Source organism: Marinitoga sp. 1155, assembly GCF_001021175.1.
Classification (GTDB): Bacteria; Thermotogota; Thermotogae; order Petrotogales; family Petrotogaceae; genus Marinitoga.
The window spans coordinates 69093-87525 of the sequence record NZ_AZAX01000027.1 but is presented as its reverse complement, the minus strand read 5'-3'; the positions used below and the strand labels follow the sequence as shown (position 1 = coordinate 87525).

The window sequence follows — 18433 nt, the reverse complement described above, 5'->3', positions numbered from 1 at the left end:
TCACTCCAAAATAGGTAAAATTAAATTATTTGATTTAAAAAATTGTTTCTCTGTATCTTCTATTACTTTTCCATAAATTTGATTTATTCTTTTAAATAAATATCCTTTATCTTTTATCAATAATATCCAATTACCTTTATCATCAATTTCTTTAACAGGATAAACTTGATTTTTATATTCTATAAATCCTATATAATCATCAAATCTAAAATAACAAAAATTATTTTTATTTATTATAGTTATAACATCTTCATTCTTTATAACAAATTTATTGTCTATTAAAAAATAAATGGTTTTTTTCTGTTTTATTTTTTTCTTTTCTTTTTTTTCCTTTACGATTATACGATTAGGCATCTTTTTTTTTATATTTTCCATATTAAATATAAATATTGTACTATCTTCATATGTTATATATCCTGTGTATATATTTAATTCTGGATATAACTCAAACATCTTATCATTGAATTTTTCAAAGTTTTCAATCTTTATTTTGTTCAGAACGGCTGTAACACCGAATGCATATGTGTCGTAAATTAGAAAATAATTCAAATAAAATTCCATATCCAGCGGAATTGTAACTACTGGATACAAGTAATTATTATATTTTGCATATCCCAAAAAATTACTGTTTAAATTTTTCTTTATATATTCATTTGATATTCCTTTTATATTATCTTCCAAAGCAATGTAAAATTTATCTTTGTCTTTAGTTTCTAACTCACATATATAAAATTCCATATCATTCACCCATCTATTATCTTTTTTATATTCCATAATTCTTCATCATTCGGATTTAAAAATAATGCTTTTTCAATAGTGTTTTTTGCATTGAGATTAAGTTCTATTTCCAATATAACTTTATACTTAAATATTAAAGGATCAATAGATTCTTCTGATATATTTGATATTAATTGATATGCATACATATATTCTTTTTTATTTATTAAATCTTTAATTATTTCAATATAATTTTCTTTATCTATATTCTCAGTAAATTTCTTTGAATTATTTTTATAAAAACTTTTTTTATAAAACCTTTCTTTATTATTCTTTTTTAAAAGTTTTTTCCCCTTTTTTTCATAATAATCAAGAAAATTTTTTTTATTATCTGCTAAATTTTTATCTGTCTTTTTCATCCATACAGTAAAATTTTTATTATAAAAAATTTTATATAATTCCATCATTTCTGGATAAAACTCTCCATTACCCAAAATGAGAATTCCTTCATTATCCAAAAATTCATATATTCTATTTAATATATATTTTATTTTTTCATTTGAAAAATATATTAAAACACGTCTTATAGTTATTATGTCATATTTCTCTTTCGTTGAATTTAAATATTCTAAAATATTCTCCTTTTTAAATTCAACATTTTTTTTGAATTCTGGTTTTACATAATAAATTTCTTTTTCTTTATTAAAAAATTTTATTTTATCTTTTTCATTCATAAATCTAACACTCCAAAATTTATAAATACCTTGCCTTGCCTCGGCAATTCTTTTTTTTGAAGCGTCTATCCCTATAATTTGATATTTTTTCCCTTTTTCATTTAATATAAAAGAAAAATTATATACTTCTTCTCCTCTCGAACATCCAAGGCTTAAAATTTTCCAGAATTCTTTTTTTTCAAAATACCCTTTTAAAAAGTTCCACAACTCTTTATCTCTAAAAAAAAACGATTCTCCTATTGTATATTTTTCCAATATTTTATCCTCTGAGAGGCTTGTTCTATCATAATCCTTTTTCTCAACTATATCCCCTTTTTTATATTCAAGACCATACTTAGCTAAAACTTGTTTTATATATCCATCTTTCATAACCTTCCCCCTAAATATACATATTTATATATTTTTAGAATGTCTAAAAAGTCAAATTCACTCAGACAGCTTGATTACTAATCCTTAAAATTATTCATTCTCAGCCGTCGCTCAAACAATACATCCTGTGTTGTTTCGCTCAAAATTACATCCATGTAATTTTGACGGCTTTCATTTACGCTTAGATTTTTTAGGTATAAAAAATCTAAGGGAAATGGATTTATAATTATATAATAAAAATTATTTTTTCCAATTACCCGCTGTAAGCGTGTAAGGGCAATCTTCGAGTCTTCGTTTCATTTGAAACTTTTTAGACGGTCTATATATTTAATTATACCAGATTTTTAATTTTAATTTAATCATCGCTAAAATATACATTGTTATAGTTGAAATCAAAAAAATAATAACCCCCTTCAAGGGGGTTATTTATATATATATTTATTTATGATGCAGCACTTTCCTGCGTATCTTCTGTTGGATATGTAGGTAATTCAAATATCGATATTTCTGATTCTAAGAAGGCTTTTAATCCTGTTCCAGCTGGTATTGGCTGACCAACAATAACATTTTCTTTTAATCCTAATAGATAATCTTCTTTTCCTTCTAAAGCCGCTTCTGTTAATACCTGAACTGTTTGTTGGAATGATGCTGCTCCCAGCCATCCTTCTCTTTCAAGTGATGATTTTGTAATTCTCAATAATTTTCTTTCATATCTTGCTGGCTCTTTTGGATTGATTAAGTATACTTTCTTTTCTCCAACCAATTTAATTTCCCCATCTTCAGTTTCAAGCAATTGTGGTTCTGTTTTAAATACTTCAATTTCTTTTATTCCCATATCAACAATTCTGTTTAATAATTCTTCATTTATTTCATCACCAACATCACCAATTATTTCATTTCCTTCATCTATTTTCACAGAAATCTTTTCTGATAATTTTTTACCCAATACTTCCTGTCTATTTTCTTCAATCTTTTTATTTTCTTCATAAATTTTTCTATTTATTCTTTCTACTGATTTGATATTTACAAGATCTTTCGGCATAAATTCTGTATCTCCAGCATATGTTATTTCAACTTTATTGAACATTTGTTCTATAATTATTTCAAAATGTTTGTCATGAATTTCAACACCTTGTTCGGCATAAATCTTTTTAATTTCTTTTAATAAGTAATCAAAGGTTACTTCAGCGCCAAGTTCTTCAAGTAATCTTCTTGGTTTTATATTACCAGATGTCAATCTATATCCTGGTTCAACCTTATCGCCAACGGATACAGTAGGTTTAACCTTTGGATCTGCTATATATGTATATAATTCACCTTTAAAATCTTCAACGATAAATACTAATCTTCCTTTTTCATCCCTGTCAATTTTTCTAACTATACCTTTTACTGTTGAAAATTCTGCTTCTGGACCTTTTAAATTCTTTCTTGCTTCAAATAATTCCTCTGCTCTTGGAAGACCCTGAGTAATATCTCCTGCTGTAGCAATACCACCTGTATGGAAAGTTCTCATGGTTAATTGGGTTCCAGGCTCTCCAATTGATTGTGCTGCAATTATACCTACTGATTCTCCAATGTTTACTATTTTATGATTTGATAAATCCATACCATAACATTTCGCACATACACCATGTTCAGATTCACAGGTTAATATTGATCTTACATATATTGAAGGCCTAACTTCAATTTTTTCAACATTATATTTTTCTAATTTCTTTGCAGTATCTGAATCAATTTTTTCTTGATAATTCGCAAGCGTTATTAATTTCCCATTTTCATCTTCAATTTTTAAATTTTCTCCAACAAAAACAAAATTTACAGCTTTATATTCTTTTATATTTACTACTTTTATATTATGTTGTTTTAGGGATTTAATTACATCTGTATCTATTTCTGTTCCTTTTGAGAATAATAATTCTCCATCAACTAATACATCCTCATTTAATACATTGTATAAATACATATTTATATTGTTTAATTTTACTTTTTCTTTTGTCTCTACAACAGGTATATTTGTCTTATATGTTGCTAAAAATTCAGCATCTTCTTCATCGAGCATTACGTCTTTTACATATTTCTTACCTGTTGCTGGATTAATTATGATTTCATCTGTTTTTGGATCAAGCACATCTGATGCCAAAACTCTACCGAATAAATAGTCAGCTAATTTTTCTATTCTTAAACCATCTGCTATTAATTCTCTTGCTTCTATGCCTTTTTCCGTACCACAGTCTGGCTCTGTTACTGTAATAGATTGAGCAACATCTACAAGTCTTCGAGTTAAGTATCCCGCTGTTGATGTTCTTAGCGCTGTGTCGGCAGAACCTTTTCTGGCACCATGTGTTGAGATAAAGAATTCCAGCTCAGATAAACCATTTCTAAAGTTTGACTTAATTGGTAACTCAATAACCTTACCTGATGGATCTGCCATAAGTCCTCTCATACCTGCAAGTTGTTTTAATTGGTCTATATTACCTCTTGCTCCAGAGTCAACCATCATCCATACAGGATTAAATGGATATTTTTTGAATTCCTTACTTGTAACTTCTGTAACTGCTGCTATAGTCTTTTCCCACACTCTAACAACTTCTTTATATCTTTGCTCATCTGTTAAATATCCTTCTTCATAATATTTTTCTATTTCCATAACAGTTTCTTCTGATTTCTTTATTATTTCTATTCTTTCTTTAGGTTCAACAATATCTCTAACAGATATAGTTAATCCCGATATTGTTGCATAATGAAATCCTAAAAATTTGATATCGTCTAATAGATCGGCTGTTCTATCTATTCCATGATATTTAAATGTGTCGAATATTAGATTTTTTATTTCTTTCTTTTTGTATATTTTATTGAAATCTGGATTAAATCTTCCTATTTTTTCTGGAAGTATTTCTTTAAATATTAATCTTCCCACTGTAGTTTTTATTAGTTTATCATTATAATATAATCCAATAGGTTCATGAAGTATTAATGTCGGTTTTGACCATTTTAATTCATTATTTTCAACAATTATTTCATGTTTTGTTATTTTTTCATATTCATGAACATAAAATGCCTGAAACTCATCAGCAAAAATATATTTTATGGTATTTTTATTTGATATTTCCTTTGGAGTTGAAGGAATCTTCTTTGAATCAAAATACTTTTTATCAACTGTTGTTAAATAATATACTCCTGCTATCATGTCTTTACCAGGCATTGATATTGGCTTTCCATTTGCTGGAGATATTATGTTATATCTTGATAACATTAAGAATTTTGCTTCTGCCTGAGCTATATTGGATAATGGAACATGCACAGCCATCTGGTCTCCATCAAAGTCTGCATTAAATGGAGGACATACCAGTGGATGTAATTGTATTGAATTACCTTCAATTAATTTTGGAATAAATGCTTGAATTGATATTCTATGCAATGTTGGTGCCCTGTTTAACATTACGGGATGCCCTTTTATAACCTCTTCAAGCATTTCCCATGCTTCTGGCATTTCTTTTTCTATAATTGTTTTCTTTAATTTTCTGGCATTTTTACTTGATGCATTTGAATCTTTTAATAATTTATTCAATACAAATGGTTTAAATAATTCCATTGCCATTTTTTTCGGAAGACCACATTCATGGATTTTAAGTTCTGGACCAACTACAATAACAGCCCTTCCAGAATAGTCAACACGTTTTCCAAGCAGATTTCTTCTAAATCTTCCTTTTTTACCTTTAATCAAATCTGTTAATGATCTTAATGGCCTTCCACTTCTATCTGTCATGGCCTTTCCAACACGACCGTTATATATTAACGAATCCACAGCCTGCTGTAAGATTCTTTTTTCATTTCTTATAATAATTTCCGGTGCTTCAATTTCAAATAATTTTTGAAGTCTATTATTTCTGTTGATTACTCTTCTATATAAATCATTTAAATCTGTTGCTGCAAATCTTCCACCATCTATCTGAATTAATGGTCTGATATCTGGAGGAACAACTGGTAATGCTTCAATAATCATCCATTCTGGTTTATTCCCTGATTTCAGAAAATCTTTTACTACTTTTAACCTCTTAATTAATTTCAATGCTTTAGCACTTTTTTTATCTAATTTAGCTAATTCAGCTTCTAATTGTATTTTTAAAGAATGTAAATCTATATTTCTTAATAATTTTTTTATTGCTTCTCCACCATAATCAGCAATAATTTTATCATCATATAATTCCTTATATGCTTCATATTCTTCCTGTAATAATGTATTTCCAACACCTTTTCCAATTTCTTTTTCAATTTCAGGATCTATTTCTGTAATAACCAATATTGGTGTATCTCTTTCTATATCCCTTTCAATTTCTATTGATGATGGATAGAATTGTTCAAAAATTAAATATTCACTTGCAGTTAATATTTCTTCCTCATATAAAAATGTATCGGCCAATTGTGTTCCTTCTTCTATTTCATCACCATCTTCTACAAATAATGTAGAACCTTCAAAAATAGGCCATTTTTCTTCTACGCCATTTTCATCTTTAATTTTTATCCAGGTTACTTCATGTTTTGCCTGCGTCATTTCTGTTTCTATACTTACAACACCACTTCTTCTGGCAATAGGTTTTTCCTTAATATGAAGCACTTTAACAGCCTGTTCAACTTCAAAATCCATTTTTTCTTTAAATATTTCATATTCTGTATTATGGAGCATATCTCCATAATCGAACATATCAGAATCTTTTGGATCTGTTATTAACCAGATTTTTTCTACAACCCTTTTTGAACCATAATATATGATGTTTTCGAGTTCTTTTACAGATATATTCAAAAGTATGGATAAAATAGAAGGTGATGATTTTAAAAACCATATATGTACTACAGGAGCAGCTAATTCAATATGCCCCATTTTTCTTCTTCTTGACTCTTTTGATTCTACTTTTACCCCACATCTTTCACATACTGTTCCTTCATATTTTTTTCCTTTGTATCTTCCACAGGTACATTCATAATCCTTTACAGGACCAAAAATCTTTTCACAAAAAAGGCCGTCTCTTTCTGGTTTAAATGTTCTGTGATTAATAGTTTCCGGTTTTTTTACTTCTCCACTTGACCATTCTCTAATTCTTTCTGGAGAAGCTATTCCCACTTTAATCTTTGCAATTTTCCTTTTAAATGATGATGTCATTTTACCCATGCTTTACCCTCCTTGAGGGGAATTTATAATTTATCAACATCTAATTCGTTACCGTCCTCATCAAACAAACGAACATCTAACATTAATCCCTGTAATTCCTTAACTAAAACCTTAAAACTCTCTGGAATTCCAGGATCTGGAAGATTTTTACCATTTAATATTGCTTTATAAACTTCATTTCTACCTTTTATATCATCAGATTTATATGTTAGCATTTCTGTTAATGTATGAGCAGCACCATAAGCTTCTAAAGCCCAAACTTCCATTTCACCAAATCTTTGACCACCAAAATGAGCTTTACCTCCAAGTGGTTGTTGGTGAATTAATGAATACGGACCTGTTGAACGAGCATGCATTTTATCCTTTGCAATATGAACCAATCTAAGCATATACATATATCCAATAGCAATTGGATAGTCGAAAGGTTCTCCTGTTCTTCCATCTCTTAATACTATTTTTCCACTTTCTATCTCTGGAGCATCTCCAAGGTCAAGTCCATATTCTTTACGCACTTCATCCAGCTCATCCATTCTATTATTTTTCCTTGCTTCATATAATGCTTTCATTATTTCTTTTTCTTTTGCACCATCAAAAATAGGAGTTGCAAAATGTCTCCCTGTGAGTTTTGCCAGCCATCCAAGATGCATTTCCAATACCTGTCCAAGATTCATACGTGATGGAACACCTAACGGACTCAGTATCATTTCAATTGGTTTTCCATTTGGCAAAAACGGCATATCTTCTTTCCTTAAAATATTTGAAATAACTCCCTTATTTCCATGCCTTCCTGCTAATTTATCTCCAACATTCAATGTTTTCTTCGAAGCAATATATACTTTTACATATTGATTTACACCTGTTTCAAGATCTGGAATATCTTTTCTTGTATATACTTTTACATCTATAACTCTTCCTTCAATACCATGTGGAACTGTTAATGAAGTATCTTTAACATCTTTACCTCTATCTCCAAATACTGATCTTATTAATTTTTCTTCTGGCGATGTTTCTGATTCTCCTCTTGGAGTAACCTTACCTACTAAAATATCTCCTGAGGTAACATATGCTCCTACTCTAACAATACCATGTTCATCTAGATTTCTTAAAGATTCTTTTTTTACATTTGGAATATCTGCTGTAATTTCTTCCGGTCCAAGCTGTGTATCCATAGCTTTTGTTTCATAAACTTCTATGTGTAAAGAAGTAAATGTATCCCTTTCAAGTAGTTCTTCATTTACAAGTATAGCATCTTCAAAATTATATCCTTCCCATGGCATAAATGCTACTAAAATATTTTTACCTAAAGCTAACTCTCCCATATCAATCGCTGGCCCATCGGCAATTGGGGCGCCTTTTTCCACTATTTCATTCATTTCAACTATAGGCCTTTGATTTATTGTCGTATCCTGATTTGATCTGATAAATTTCCATAATGTATATTTATCTTGAACAGGATTCCCATAATTATCAACTATTTCTTTTCCATTTTCATCTATTCTATCTATAATTATTGTTTTACCATCAATATATGATACCTTTCCTCTATGTTTCGCCTTGATTACATAACCCGAATCTCTTGCTGCAAGCCATTCCACTCCAGTACCTACATATGGAGCTTCTGTAATCATCAAAGGAACTGCTTGCCTTTGCATGTTTGACCCCATTAAAGCACGGTTAGCATCATCGTGTTCAAGGAACGGTATCAATGATGTTGAAACTGAAACAATTTGTTTTGGGGTAACAGCAATAAATTCAACATCTTCTCTATGAACATATGTAACCTTTCCCGCATGTCGGATTTCAACATATTCTGATTTTATTATTCCATTTTCATCTATTTCTACAGATGCTGGTGCAATAATCTTTTCTTCTTCTTGATCTGCAGTTAACCAATAAACACCTTTATCATATAAAACCTTACCTTCTTTTACCCTATAATAAGGAGTTTCCAGAAAACCAAACTCATCAACTCTGGCAAGTATTGCTAATGAGGTAATCAAACCTATATTAGCTCCTTCTGGTGTTTCGATAGGACACATCCTTCCATAATGCGAATGATGAACATCACGAACCTCAAATTTTGCATGTTCCCTTTTTAATCCGCCTGGCCCAATAGCTGATAATCTTCTTTTATGAGTTAATTCAGATAATGGATTTACCTGATCCATAAACTGTGATAATTGACTGGTTGCAAAAAATTGATTTATGGTTGTCATTATAGCTCTGGAATTTATTAAAGAATTAGGTGTCAATTTTTGAATATTTGGTATAACGCTTAATTTTTCATTTAGTATTGGGAGCATTTTAGAAAATGATCTTTCAAATTCTATTTGCATTAATTCCCCAACAGATCTAACTCTTTTATTCCCAAGATGATCTCTGGTATCGAGTAATTCCGGATTCTCTTTCATTTCTAACAAATGTCTTGAAGCTAATATTAAATCGAGTTTTGTTAAAGTCTTTTCATCTTTATGAGGATATTCTACATCTTCACCTTTTTCGACATTTTTCTTTTCAACATCTATCAAATATTTTTTATAAACATCTTCCATTCTATTAACTATTTTCTTTCTTCCAATCATCGAAAAATCAAACGTATTAGGATTAAAGTATAAATTATTTATATAATCAGTAGCAATGTTTACTCTTGGAATTTCACCAGGTCTTAATTTTTTAAATAATTCTTTATAAGCCTCTTCTGGAGCCAATATTGAATCTTCTGTTTCATATGATTTTTTGAACAGGTCTAAGGTATTCTGCGCAACAATATGAGCGACAGTAATTTCTGAAATTCCTAAATCAATCAATTCATCAACGATTTTATCTGTTAAACGAATACCTCTGTATGTTTTATTTTCTTTATACAATTCAGAACTTTCAGGTACAGAAATATCAGAAAGTATTGTTATATTTTTTTCAAGGTATTCTGTTAAATCATAATTTAAATTAATTTTTTGCGGATATAAATCTAATATTGCTAAATCCGAATCATATCCAAGCGCTCTCAAAAATAAGAAGAAATTGAATTTTCTTTTTCTATCTATTCTTATTTGTAAGAAATCCTTACCCGGATTGGGATTATATATTATTTCTAACCATGCACCCTTAACAGGTAAAAAGTGGGCAACAAAATAAGGTCTTGTTTGTTTAACACTTTTTTGTTCTTCACTTACAAAATATACACCCGGTGACCTGACAAGCTGGTTAACAACAACTCTTTCTGCACCATTTATTATAAATGTACTTCTATCAGTTATTTTTGGTATATTTCCAAAAAATAACGAATCACTGGGTTCTATTATCTCCCCAGTACTATGATCTGTTATTCTGATTTTAGCCTTCAATGGAACTGTATAAGAAAGACCTTTTTCTTTACATTCCATTTCCTCAAAAAGCGGATCTTCTGTCCAAACTTCAGTAAACTCAAGCGAAATCTTACTTTTCCTTTTACCTTTTAATTCCACCGTAATTGGCGAATACTTGTCTAATACTTCTTTTACTCCCTCTTTTACAAACCATTCAAACGAATTAAGCTGAATTTCCAATAAATCATGAAAAAGCGTCAAATTTTCTTTAACTTTGCCAAAAAAATGCCTTTCTCTTTTTCCCACCTTTAACACTCGGGTGTTCACAAAGAATCACCTCGTCTTCCTAATTTTTTATTAGCAAAACAATACCGCATCAGACTATAGTCTGATGCGGGTAAATTATATCATATAAAAGTTTATATTTCTTTAAGAAATTACTTCAATTCTACTTCTGCGCCAGCTGCTTCTAATTTTTTCTTTAATTCTTCTGCTTCATCTTTTGCTGCTCCTTCTTTTATAACAGCATCTGGAGTACCTGCTTTTTCCACTAAGTCTTTAGCTTCTTTTAATCCTAATCCTGTTATTTCTCTAACAACTTTAATTACATTTATTTTCTTTGCACCAAAGCTCTTTAATACAACATCAAATGAATCTTTTTCTTCTGCTGCTGGAGCTGCTCCGGCAACTGGTGCTGCTGCAACTGCAACTGGTGCTGCTGCTGATACTCCAAATTCATCTTCTAAAGCTTTTACTAATTCTGCTAATTCTGCTACTGTCATTTCTTTAATTGCTTGAATTAATTCTTCTCTTGTCATTTAAATACACCTCCTGAAATTATTTAAGTATTATTGTTTTTCTTTCTCTTCTTTTATAGCATTCAACGCATATAAGAATTTTCTTAATATTCCGCCTAATGCACCAACCAAACCAGATATAGGAGCATTTAAGCCGCCCACCAACATAGCCAACAACTGTTCTTTTGATGGTAATTTTGCCAATTCTTCTGCTTCTTCTGAAGAAAAGATTTTACCTTCTAAAATTCCAGCTTTAATAACTGGAACATCTAACTTATTTTTCTTTTTAAATTCCACTAAAACTTTTAATGTCTCAATTGGATCAGCTTCTTTAGTGTAAAGTAAAGCTGTGTTTCCTTCTAAATATTTCTCAAAATCTTCTAAGTTTAACCCTGCGTTTTTTATTGCAGTTTTTATCAAAGCATTTCTTGTGATTTTAAATATGACTTTATCTTCGAACTTTTTGTATAATTCACCTCTAAATGCATTTGATTGAGCAACTGTCATACCTTTAAAATCAACAAAGGTAATAATTGAAGATTCTTTGAATACAGTTTCTAATTCTTTTAACAACTCAGCCTTTTGCGCTCTTGTCAACACCGACTCACACCTCCTCTAAAAAAATCTGCGGTCCCGAGGACCGCAGAAAGACTAAAACATTATTGTTTTATCTTCAGCGTACCTCGGCAGGCGGGTTTCCACCACATTATATATTACCTGCTGTCTTCAGTACATATTTACGTGAGTATTATAACACAAGTACCGTTACTTTTCAGTTAAAAATTCAGAAACGTTTAATTTCAATCCAGGACCCATTGTTGGAGCTAATGAAACTTTCCTTATAAACTTTCCTTTTGCTCCAGATGGTCTCATTTTTTCTATTTGTTGTAAAGCTTCTACTATATTTTCTCTTAATTTTACAGCATCAAATGATTTTTTACCTACTGCTATATGTAAATTTCCTGTTTTATCATTTCTTACTTCTATTTTACCTGCTTTGAATTCCTTTACTGCATCAGCAACATCATTTGTAACTGTACCTGATTTTGGAGAAGGCATCAATCCCCTTGGACCTAATATTTTACCTAACCTTCCAATTTCTCTCATCATATCAGGCGTCGCTATAGCTATATCAAAATCTGTCCAGCCACCCTGTATTTTCTGAATAAATTCCTCAGAACCTGCATAATCTGCTCCTGCATCTAAAGCCTCTTTTACTTTATCACCTTTAGTAAATACTAAAATTCTAACCTTTTTTCCTGTTCCATGAGGTAAAGATATATTTCCTCTAACCTGTTGATCATTTTTTCTTGGATCTATACCTAAAACCATATGTAATTCTATACTTTCATCAAACTTTGCTGTTGCTATTTTTGGAAGTACTTCTAATGCCTCATCCAATGTATAAAATTTTTCTCTATCAATTGTTTTTTTTGCTTCTAAATATCTCTTACCATGTCTTGGCATTCACACACACCCCCTTAACCTTCGACTACTTCTATGCCCATATTTCTTGCAGTACCTTTTATTATTTCCATAGCTGCTTCAATTGTTTTTGCATTTAAATCGGGCATTTTGATTTCTGCAATTTCTTTTACCTGAGATAATGTTATTTTTCCGACAATCTCTCTACCAGGATTCGAAGCACCTTTTTTCAATCCAGCTGCCTGTAAAATTAAAAAGGAAGCTGGGGGGGTTTTTAATGCAAATGTAAATGATCTGTCTTCATACACAGTAATTTCAACAGGAATAATCATTCCTGCCTTATCAGCTGTTGCCGCATTAAACTTTTTACAAAATTCCATTAAATTTACACCATGCTGACCTAACGCAGGACCAACTGGTGGCGCAGGTGTTGCTTTACCTGCTGGCAACTGTAACTTCACCATTCTTGCTACTTTTTTTGCCATACAATTCCCTCCTTTGTGGTATTAGCGGGGTTTCCCTCCCACCTTTGTTAATCTATCTTTTCTATTTCTGTTAAACCTAATTCTACTTCTGTTTCTCTACCAAACATATTTATTGTAACTTTTACACTTTGCTTATGCAAATCTATATGAGTAATTTTCCCAGTAAAAAATTCAAACGGCCCACTTACAATACGCACATGTTCTCCAACCTGATAATCCACTCTTAACTTACTTTCTTTAACTTCATAATTTTCTTCACCTGTAAGCCTCAACAGCGCTTTGACTTCTTTTGTTTTTAACCGAACAGGCGTTCCACCTATATTAATAAAATTAATAACATAAGGGATATTTTTTACCATTTCCTGTGTTTCTTTATTTAATATCATTTCAATAAACATATATCCCGGAAATAATCTTGACACTCTGGTTTTTAAGATTATAATTTCCTTCCTACTTGCAAAATCCCTTATTTCCACTTTTCCTGAAGATTTCGCTTTATATTGTCTCTTATTTCCCAGAATCTGACCCTTTTCCACGTACGTTCCTTTTCTAAATGCATTAGAATCAAAATTATCCTTAAACACAAAATATACATCTTTTGCATTAGAATCGGTTTGTATAGTAACCCTTTTCAACTTATCAATAGAAATTATAATCCCGTCTAAATCAGCCTCATATCCTTCTTCTCTCGCAAGAGGTATTCCAACATGTATTCTGGAATTTACCTTTAATCCTCCTATTATCTTTGCACTTTCAGGAATTAAAAATGTTTTTGTGAATTTTTTATCCTTTGTTTCTACTATTATCTTTCTGAAATTTTTCACTTCAATAATTGTTCCTGAATTTTTCACAATTATCGGTGGTTCTTCTGCCAGTAAATCTCCTTTTTTTACATTTTCTCCATTTTTTACAAAAACAGTCGCTTCTTCTGATACAACCATTCTCTCAATTCTTTTATTAGTTAAATCGATTTCACTTTCCTCTGGTATTAATATCTTTCCAAACATCTTCTCTTTTTCATATAATTTAGCCTTTTCTTCAATTAATTCTTTAACCTTATATTCCATGCCAGAGAAAGTTTGTAAAATATACCATTTCTTACGCATGTTTATTCACCTGCTTTATTTTCATTGAGTAGCGCCAGTTCCCAATCCACTTTTAATACCTATTAAAGGATAAACAACTTTGGAAAATAGATTTAACAAGCCATAATCAGCTATAAATAAATATAATGATACAAAAATCAATATTGCCAGTACTATTAACGTCGAATTTACAGCTTCTTTCCTATTTGGCCATTTAACCTTTTTAGCTTCTTGCATAACTGAACTTAAAAATAACCAAAATTTTGACATTAAAACACCCCCAGAATTTAATCATAACCCCCTATATCAGGGGGTTGATTTCTTTTTAGAAGAAGTCTTACAATTTATATTTTTGATTCAACATGTAAAGTATGTTTATTACAATGAGGACAATATTTCCTAAATTCTAATTTTTTCTTAGAGGTTCTTTTTCTTTGTTTGTAATAATTTCTTCTATTACATTCGGTGCATTTTAATGATACGGTTAAAACAGGACTTTTTGCTGCCATTTTATTTCACCTCACATAACATTGTAATTAATGAAATGGTGGTGAGGGAAGGATTCGAACCTTCGAAGGCAATCCGCCAGCGGATTTACAGTCCGCCCCCTTTGGCCACTCGGGCACCTCACCACCTATAGAAAAAAATTATGGAGCCGACGAAGGGACTTGAACCCCCAACCTGCTGATTACAAGTCAGCCGCTCTGCCAATTGAGCTACGTCGGCAACTCATCCGGGGATTATTATACCAGATAAATACCATACTGTCAATTACTTAATGATTAAGAAGTTATTACTCAATTGAAACAACTAAAAATTTAAAAGATATATTAAGGCGTTCAAAAAACTAATAGAAATATGATATAATTTTAAAAACATTTCTTTTAAAAATATTTCTTCAGAAAGGAGTCGATTTATGAATAATATTAAAGAATTTTTCAATTCTCTCAACTTAAATTTTGATACCAAAAGACTTTTAAAAAACGAAAAACAAAAAATAGCTGTAATGTGTTATGCAAAAAATCAATTTAATGAAATTTTAATGCTCGAAAGATTCAAAGAACCTTTTTCAGGAAAACTTGTTCCACCTGGTGGAAAGGTTAAAAATAATGAACCAATAACAGATGCAATGAAAAGAGAATTTTTTGAAGAAACTGGATTTGAATTAAATAATTTGAAATTAAAAGTATTCACATCAGAAGAAGGACCAGAATATTATAACTGGATTTTATTTGTTTTTTTAGCAAATATTAAATTAGAAAATTCCGAAAAAAAAGAATTGAAAAAGTGTAATGAAGGGATTTTAAAATGGGTAAATGTTGATAATTTACTAAAAGAAAACCTTACTGAAATCGATAAAAAAATTATCCCATACTTATACGAAAAGCACGGGATATTTTTTATCGAAATAAATTACGATAATAACAAAAAGGCTAAAATACTAAACATTGAACAAATTTAACTTCTACATTTCCCTTATTTCTTTAATACCAAATCTAACAGATGCTATTATCAACGCAGATAACAATATAATCGCTCCTATTATTTGTTGAGTTGTCATTCTTTCACTTAAAAATATATATGCTGATAACATAGCAAATATAGGCTCTCCCACAAAGATAAATGCTGTAGTATTGGTTGAAACAACCTTTTGATATTTTAATTGAATTAATGTTGCAAAAATTGTAGCTAAAACAGCAGTAAACAAAGCAACTCCAATCATAGGTAAAGTAATATTTATCGGCTTAGTAAATGATAGCATTCCATTTAATAATGCTACGGTCAAAAATTGATATCCTAATAATGATGTTTCTTTTTCAATTTTAGAAAACTTTGTTATATATACCATGGACAATGCAAAAGCTACTGCACAAACTACTGTTAAAAAATCTCCAAGATTAAATCCTTTTATTCCTCCCGATAACAAATAAGATCCTACAACTGCAATAGGCAAAGCTATTATATGATTTATATGCGCTTTTTCTCTTTCTACTAAATACGAAAAAAAAGGAACCATTATTATATATAATGATGTTATAAATCCACTTTTAGATGCCGTTGTCAAAGTTAATCCTATTGTCTGGGTTATAAAACCTAATGCGATAAATAGTCCTATAATTATTCCATATTTAAAATTTTGTTTTTTCCATATTAAAAATGATAAAAAAGAGGCTATAGCAAATCTCAAAGTTAGATATATATATACATCATCACTCCCAACTGTCATCTTCACTAAAGGAAATGTACTTCCCCATATAAATGTTACTATAATCAACAAAAAGTATGCTTTAAACACATACATCCCCCCAATATTTCGTATTACTAATTATTTTATCATATTTATAACCCTCTGTCAAAAAAATAACATTGCTAAAAAGGATATTTCATTTTGAAAAAGAAATATATAGTAGTAGAATAGTAGTAGAGGGTGTTATTATGAGAATTGACAATTCATTACCTCAACTTGATAGTAAAAGTATATACTTAGAATCAAAATTAAGAAAATTATTATTAGAAGCTATTAAAAGCAAGAATAACAACTTGCTTTTAAAACTCGGTAATATAAATAATTTAATAAAATCTGGCAATCTGGATGCAGCGGAAAGAGAAATAAAAAATGCAGAAAAAAACATATCTTTTAAAGATATCAACAAAAAAAGCGTTATTAATAAAAATATTATTAATATAGTTCAAAAAACTCCAAATGATAAAAGAAATGAAAAAACATATGACTCTAAAAAAAATAACATTTATCTACAAGATACTTCTCCGGATTCAGCAGTTTCTTTTCAGTATCCAACTGCTATACCAGAAAGTGCGTCTTTTCTTTTCATAAATTCCCATGAAGGAGAACATGCGAGAGAAATAATAAAAGAAGCTATGTTTAAAGGTAAAATGTCACAAGTTTATGTAAGATATTTTACATCATATGATTCAGAAGGAAGGCTTGTGTATACTGGCGGAGTAACATGGGGGAAAATATTAGACTCTAAAGTTTAACGGAGGGAAACTGTGAATAAATTTATAATAGAAAAGATCGCATCATTCGATGAAGATATAAATAAATATAGCAAAATATTAAATATTAAAAAAAATGAAATCCTGCATTCACCACATGAAAAACTACAACAGATGAGTATAGTATTGGAAGGGCTCTTAAAAGTGGTAAAATTCACCTCAGAAGGAAATGAACAGGTTCTGAAATATATAAAAAAAAGCGAAAGCTTTGGTGAAGGCTTAATATTTTCAGAAGAAAATTATCCATCATTTATTATTGCTGAACAGGATTCTAAGGTTTTCGAAATCTCAAGCAAAGGTGTTTTAAACCTATTTAAAAAAAACGAAGATTTCCTTGTTTTATATTTAAATGAGATTTCAAGAAAATTAATGAATTTATCCAACATAATAGATATCCTCATAATAAAATCTATTAAAGAAAGAATTATAAAATATTTTTCATTATTATATAAACAACAAAAAACGGAAATTATTTACTTTAAATCAAAGCAGAAAATAGCAAGTGATATTGGGAGCGTTAGAGAAGTAGTTTCAAAAAAAATAAAAGAACTGATAAATGAAGGCGTAATTGAAGAAATAGATAAAAATCATATTAAATTATTAAATCTAAAATTATTTGAATAACTGCGATTTAAATCGCAGTTATTTTTTTGATTAAGTATTATCAATTAAAAGTAAAAAGTGCTATACAATTTAGTAAATATTAAATTTAAATAAATTATAATATTTTTATTATATGATATATAAAGATTTTTTAAGAAAAAAAAAATTTTTGAACCTGAAAAATTTTTTTTCGTCATAAAAAATGGAAGTCGATAAAAAAGAAAAATTTTGAAAAAGGAGGGGATAAAATATGAGCGAAATCAAAAGATATGAAAGAGGAAACTTTTTCGAACCATTTGAAACATTGAAAAGGGAAATAGAAAGATTATTCGATGATTTTGGTACTTTAGATATGTTTGAAAATTCAAAAGCTTTTGCAATGCCATCTCTTGATATTTATGAAACAGAAAAAGAGATAGTAATTGAAGCAGATGTTCCAGGTTATGATAAAAAAGATATAAATATTAGATTAGATGATGACATATTGACTATATCAGCCGAGAAAAAAGATAATAAAGAAGAAAAAGGTAGGAATTATATAAAGCGAGAAAGATATTTTGGGAAATTCGAAAGGTCTATTAGATTACCGGATTATATAGACTTTGAAAAGATTAAAGCTAAATTTAAAGATGGCGTTTTAAAGATAGAGATACCCAAACTTGCAGAAAAGGTTAAAAAATTCAAACAAATCAATATAGACTAACAACAACTCCCACCAGGGAGTTGTT

16 protein-coding genes, 2 tRNA genes and 1 other annotated feature are annotated in these 18433 nt (G+C 29.6%); of the genes, 4 read left to right on the top strand and 14 right to left on the bottom strand.

Annotation, left to right across the window (positions count from 1 at the left end; genetic code table 11):
* The 13 genes from X274_RS08345 to X274_RS08290 all read right to left on the bottom strand — a co-directional run bounded on the left by X274_RS08345 (position 1) and on the right by X274_RS08290 (position 14810).
* Positions 1-774, bottom strand: coding sequence for a hypothetical protein (locus tag X274_RS08345; protein WP_047266368.1), 774 nt, complete (start codon positions 772-774; stop codon positions 1-3).
* Positions 744-1820 carry a CheR family methyltransferase gene (locus tag X274_RS08340; RefSeq protein WP_047266367.1) on the bottom strand — a complete coding sequence of 359 codons (1077 nt, stop codon included), beginning with the start codon at positions 1818-1820 and terminating at the stop codon, positions 744-746. The genes X274_RS08345 and X274_RS08340 overlap by 31 nt, the downstream gene beginning before the upstream one ends.
* Before the next feature lie 442 nt (positions 1821-2262).
* Positions 2263-6987: a DNA-directed RNA polymerase subunit beta' gene (locus X274_RS08335; RefSeq protein ID WP_084822704.1), complete on the bottom strand. Its 4725-nt coding sequence runs from the start codon at positions 6985-6987 to the stop codon at positions 2263-2265.
* A gap of 23 nt (positions 6988-7010) precedes the next feature.
* Positions 7011-10619 carry a DNA-directed RNA polymerase subunit beta gene (rpoB, locus tag X274_RS08330; RefSeq protein ID WP_047266366.1) on the bottom strand — a complete coding sequence of 1203 codons (3609 nt, stop codon included), beginning with the start codon at positions 10617-10619 and terminating at the stop codon, positions 7011-7013.
* Positions 10620-10729: 110 nt separating this feature from the next.
* Positions 10730-11110, bottom strand: a complete 381-nt coding sequence (gene rplL, locus X274_RS08325) for a 50S ribosomal protein L7/L12 (protein WP_047266365.1) — start codon at positions 11108-11110, stop codon at positions 10730-10732.
* 30 nt (positions 11111-11140) lie between these two features.
* Complete coding sequence (rplJ, locus tag X274_RS08320) at positions 11141-11689, bottom strand: 50S ribosomal protein L10 (RefSeq protein ID WP_047266364.1); 549 nt, start codon at positions 11687-11689, stop codon at positions 11141-11143.
* Between the two features lie 9 nt (positions 11690-11698).
* Positions 11699-11837: a sequence feature (ribosomal protein L10 leader region), on the bottom strand.
* 17 nt (positions 11838-11854) lie between these two features.
* Positions 11855-12556: a 50S ribosomal protein L1 gene (gene rplA / locus X274_RS08315; RefSeq protein ID WP_047266363.1), complete on the bottom strand. Its 702-nt coding sequence runs from the start codon at positions 12554-12556 to the stop codon at positions 11855-11857.
* Between the two features lie 14 nt (positions 12557-12570).
* On the bottom strand, positions 12571-12999 hold the full coding sequence (rplK, locus tag X274_RS08310) for a 50S ribosomal protein L11 (protein ID WP_047266362.1): 429 nt from the start codon (positions 12997-12999) through the stop codon (positions 12571-12573).
* 47 nt (positions 13000-13046) lie between these two features.
* Entirely contained in the window at positions 13047-14105 is a 1059-nt protein-coding gene (locus tag X274_RS08305; protein ID WP_047266361.1) for a transcription termination/antitermination NusG family protein, read from the bottom strand.
* Positions 14106-14126: 21 nt separating this feature from the next.
* Positions 14127-14354, bottom strand: a complete 228-nt coding sequence (gene secE, locus X274_RS08300) for a preprotein translocase subunit SecE (protein WP_047266360.1) — start codon at positions 14352-14354, stop codon at positions 14127-14129.
* Positions 14355-14428: 74 nt separating this feature from the next.
* Complete coding sequence (gene rpmG, locus X274_RS11840; protein ID WP_047267463.1) at positions 14429-14593, bottom strand: 50S ribosomal protein L33; 165 nt, start codon at positions 14591-14593, stop codon at positions 14429-14431.
* 36 nt (positions 14594-14629) lie between these two features.
* Positions 14630-14716 (bottom strand) — tRNA-Tyr (locus X274_RS08295).
* Between the two features lie 18 nt (positions 14717-14734).
* Positions 14735-14810, bottom strand: a tRNA-Thr gene (locus X274_RS08290).
* A 190-nt stretch (positions 14811-15000) separates the two neighbouring features.
* Between X274_RS08290 and X274_RS08285 the strand changes: the two genes are divergently transcribed.
* Positions 15001-15546 carry an NUDIX domain-containing protein gene (locus X274_RS08285; RefSeq protein ID WP_047266359.1) on the top strand — a complete coding sequence of 182 codons (546 nt, stop codon included), beginning with the start codon at positions 15001-15003 and terminating at the stop codon, positions 15544-15546.
* A gap of 3 nt (positions 15547-15549) precedes the next feature.
* Here X274_RS08285 and X274_RS08280 read toward each other — a convergent pair whose 3' ends face one another.
* Entirely contained in the window at positions 15550-16380 is an 831-nt protein-coding gene (locus X274_RS08280) for a DMT family transporter (protein WP_047266358.1), read from the bottom strand.
* Positions 16381-16520: 140 nt separating this feature from the next.
* Here X274_RS08280 and X274_RS08275 point away from each other — a divergent pair, with 140 nt between their 5' ends.
* The 3 genes from X274_RS08275 (at position 16521) to X274_RS08265 (ending at position 18408) form a co-directional block, all read left to right on the top strand.
* Positions 16521-17084 carry a hypothetical protein gene (locus X274_RS08275; RefSeq protein WP_047266357.1) on the top strand — a complete coding sequence of 188 codons (564 nt, stop codon included), beginning with the start codon at positions 16521-16523 and terminating at the stop codon, positions 17082-17084.
* Between the two features lie 12 nt (positions 17085-17096).
* Positions 17097-17726, top strand: a complete 630-nt coding sequence (locus X274_RS08270) for a Crp/Fnr family transcriptional regulator (protein WP_047266356.1) — start codon at positions 17097-17099, stop codon at positions 17724-17726.
* A gap of 229 nt (positions 17727-17955) precedes the next feature.
* Positions 17956-18408, top strand: a complete 453-nt coding sequence (locus X274_RS08265; protein WP_047266355.1) for an Hsp20/alpha crystallin family protein — start codon at positions 17956-17958, stop codon at positions 18406-18408.
* The last annotated feature ends 25 nt before the right edge of the window (positions 18409-18433 follow it).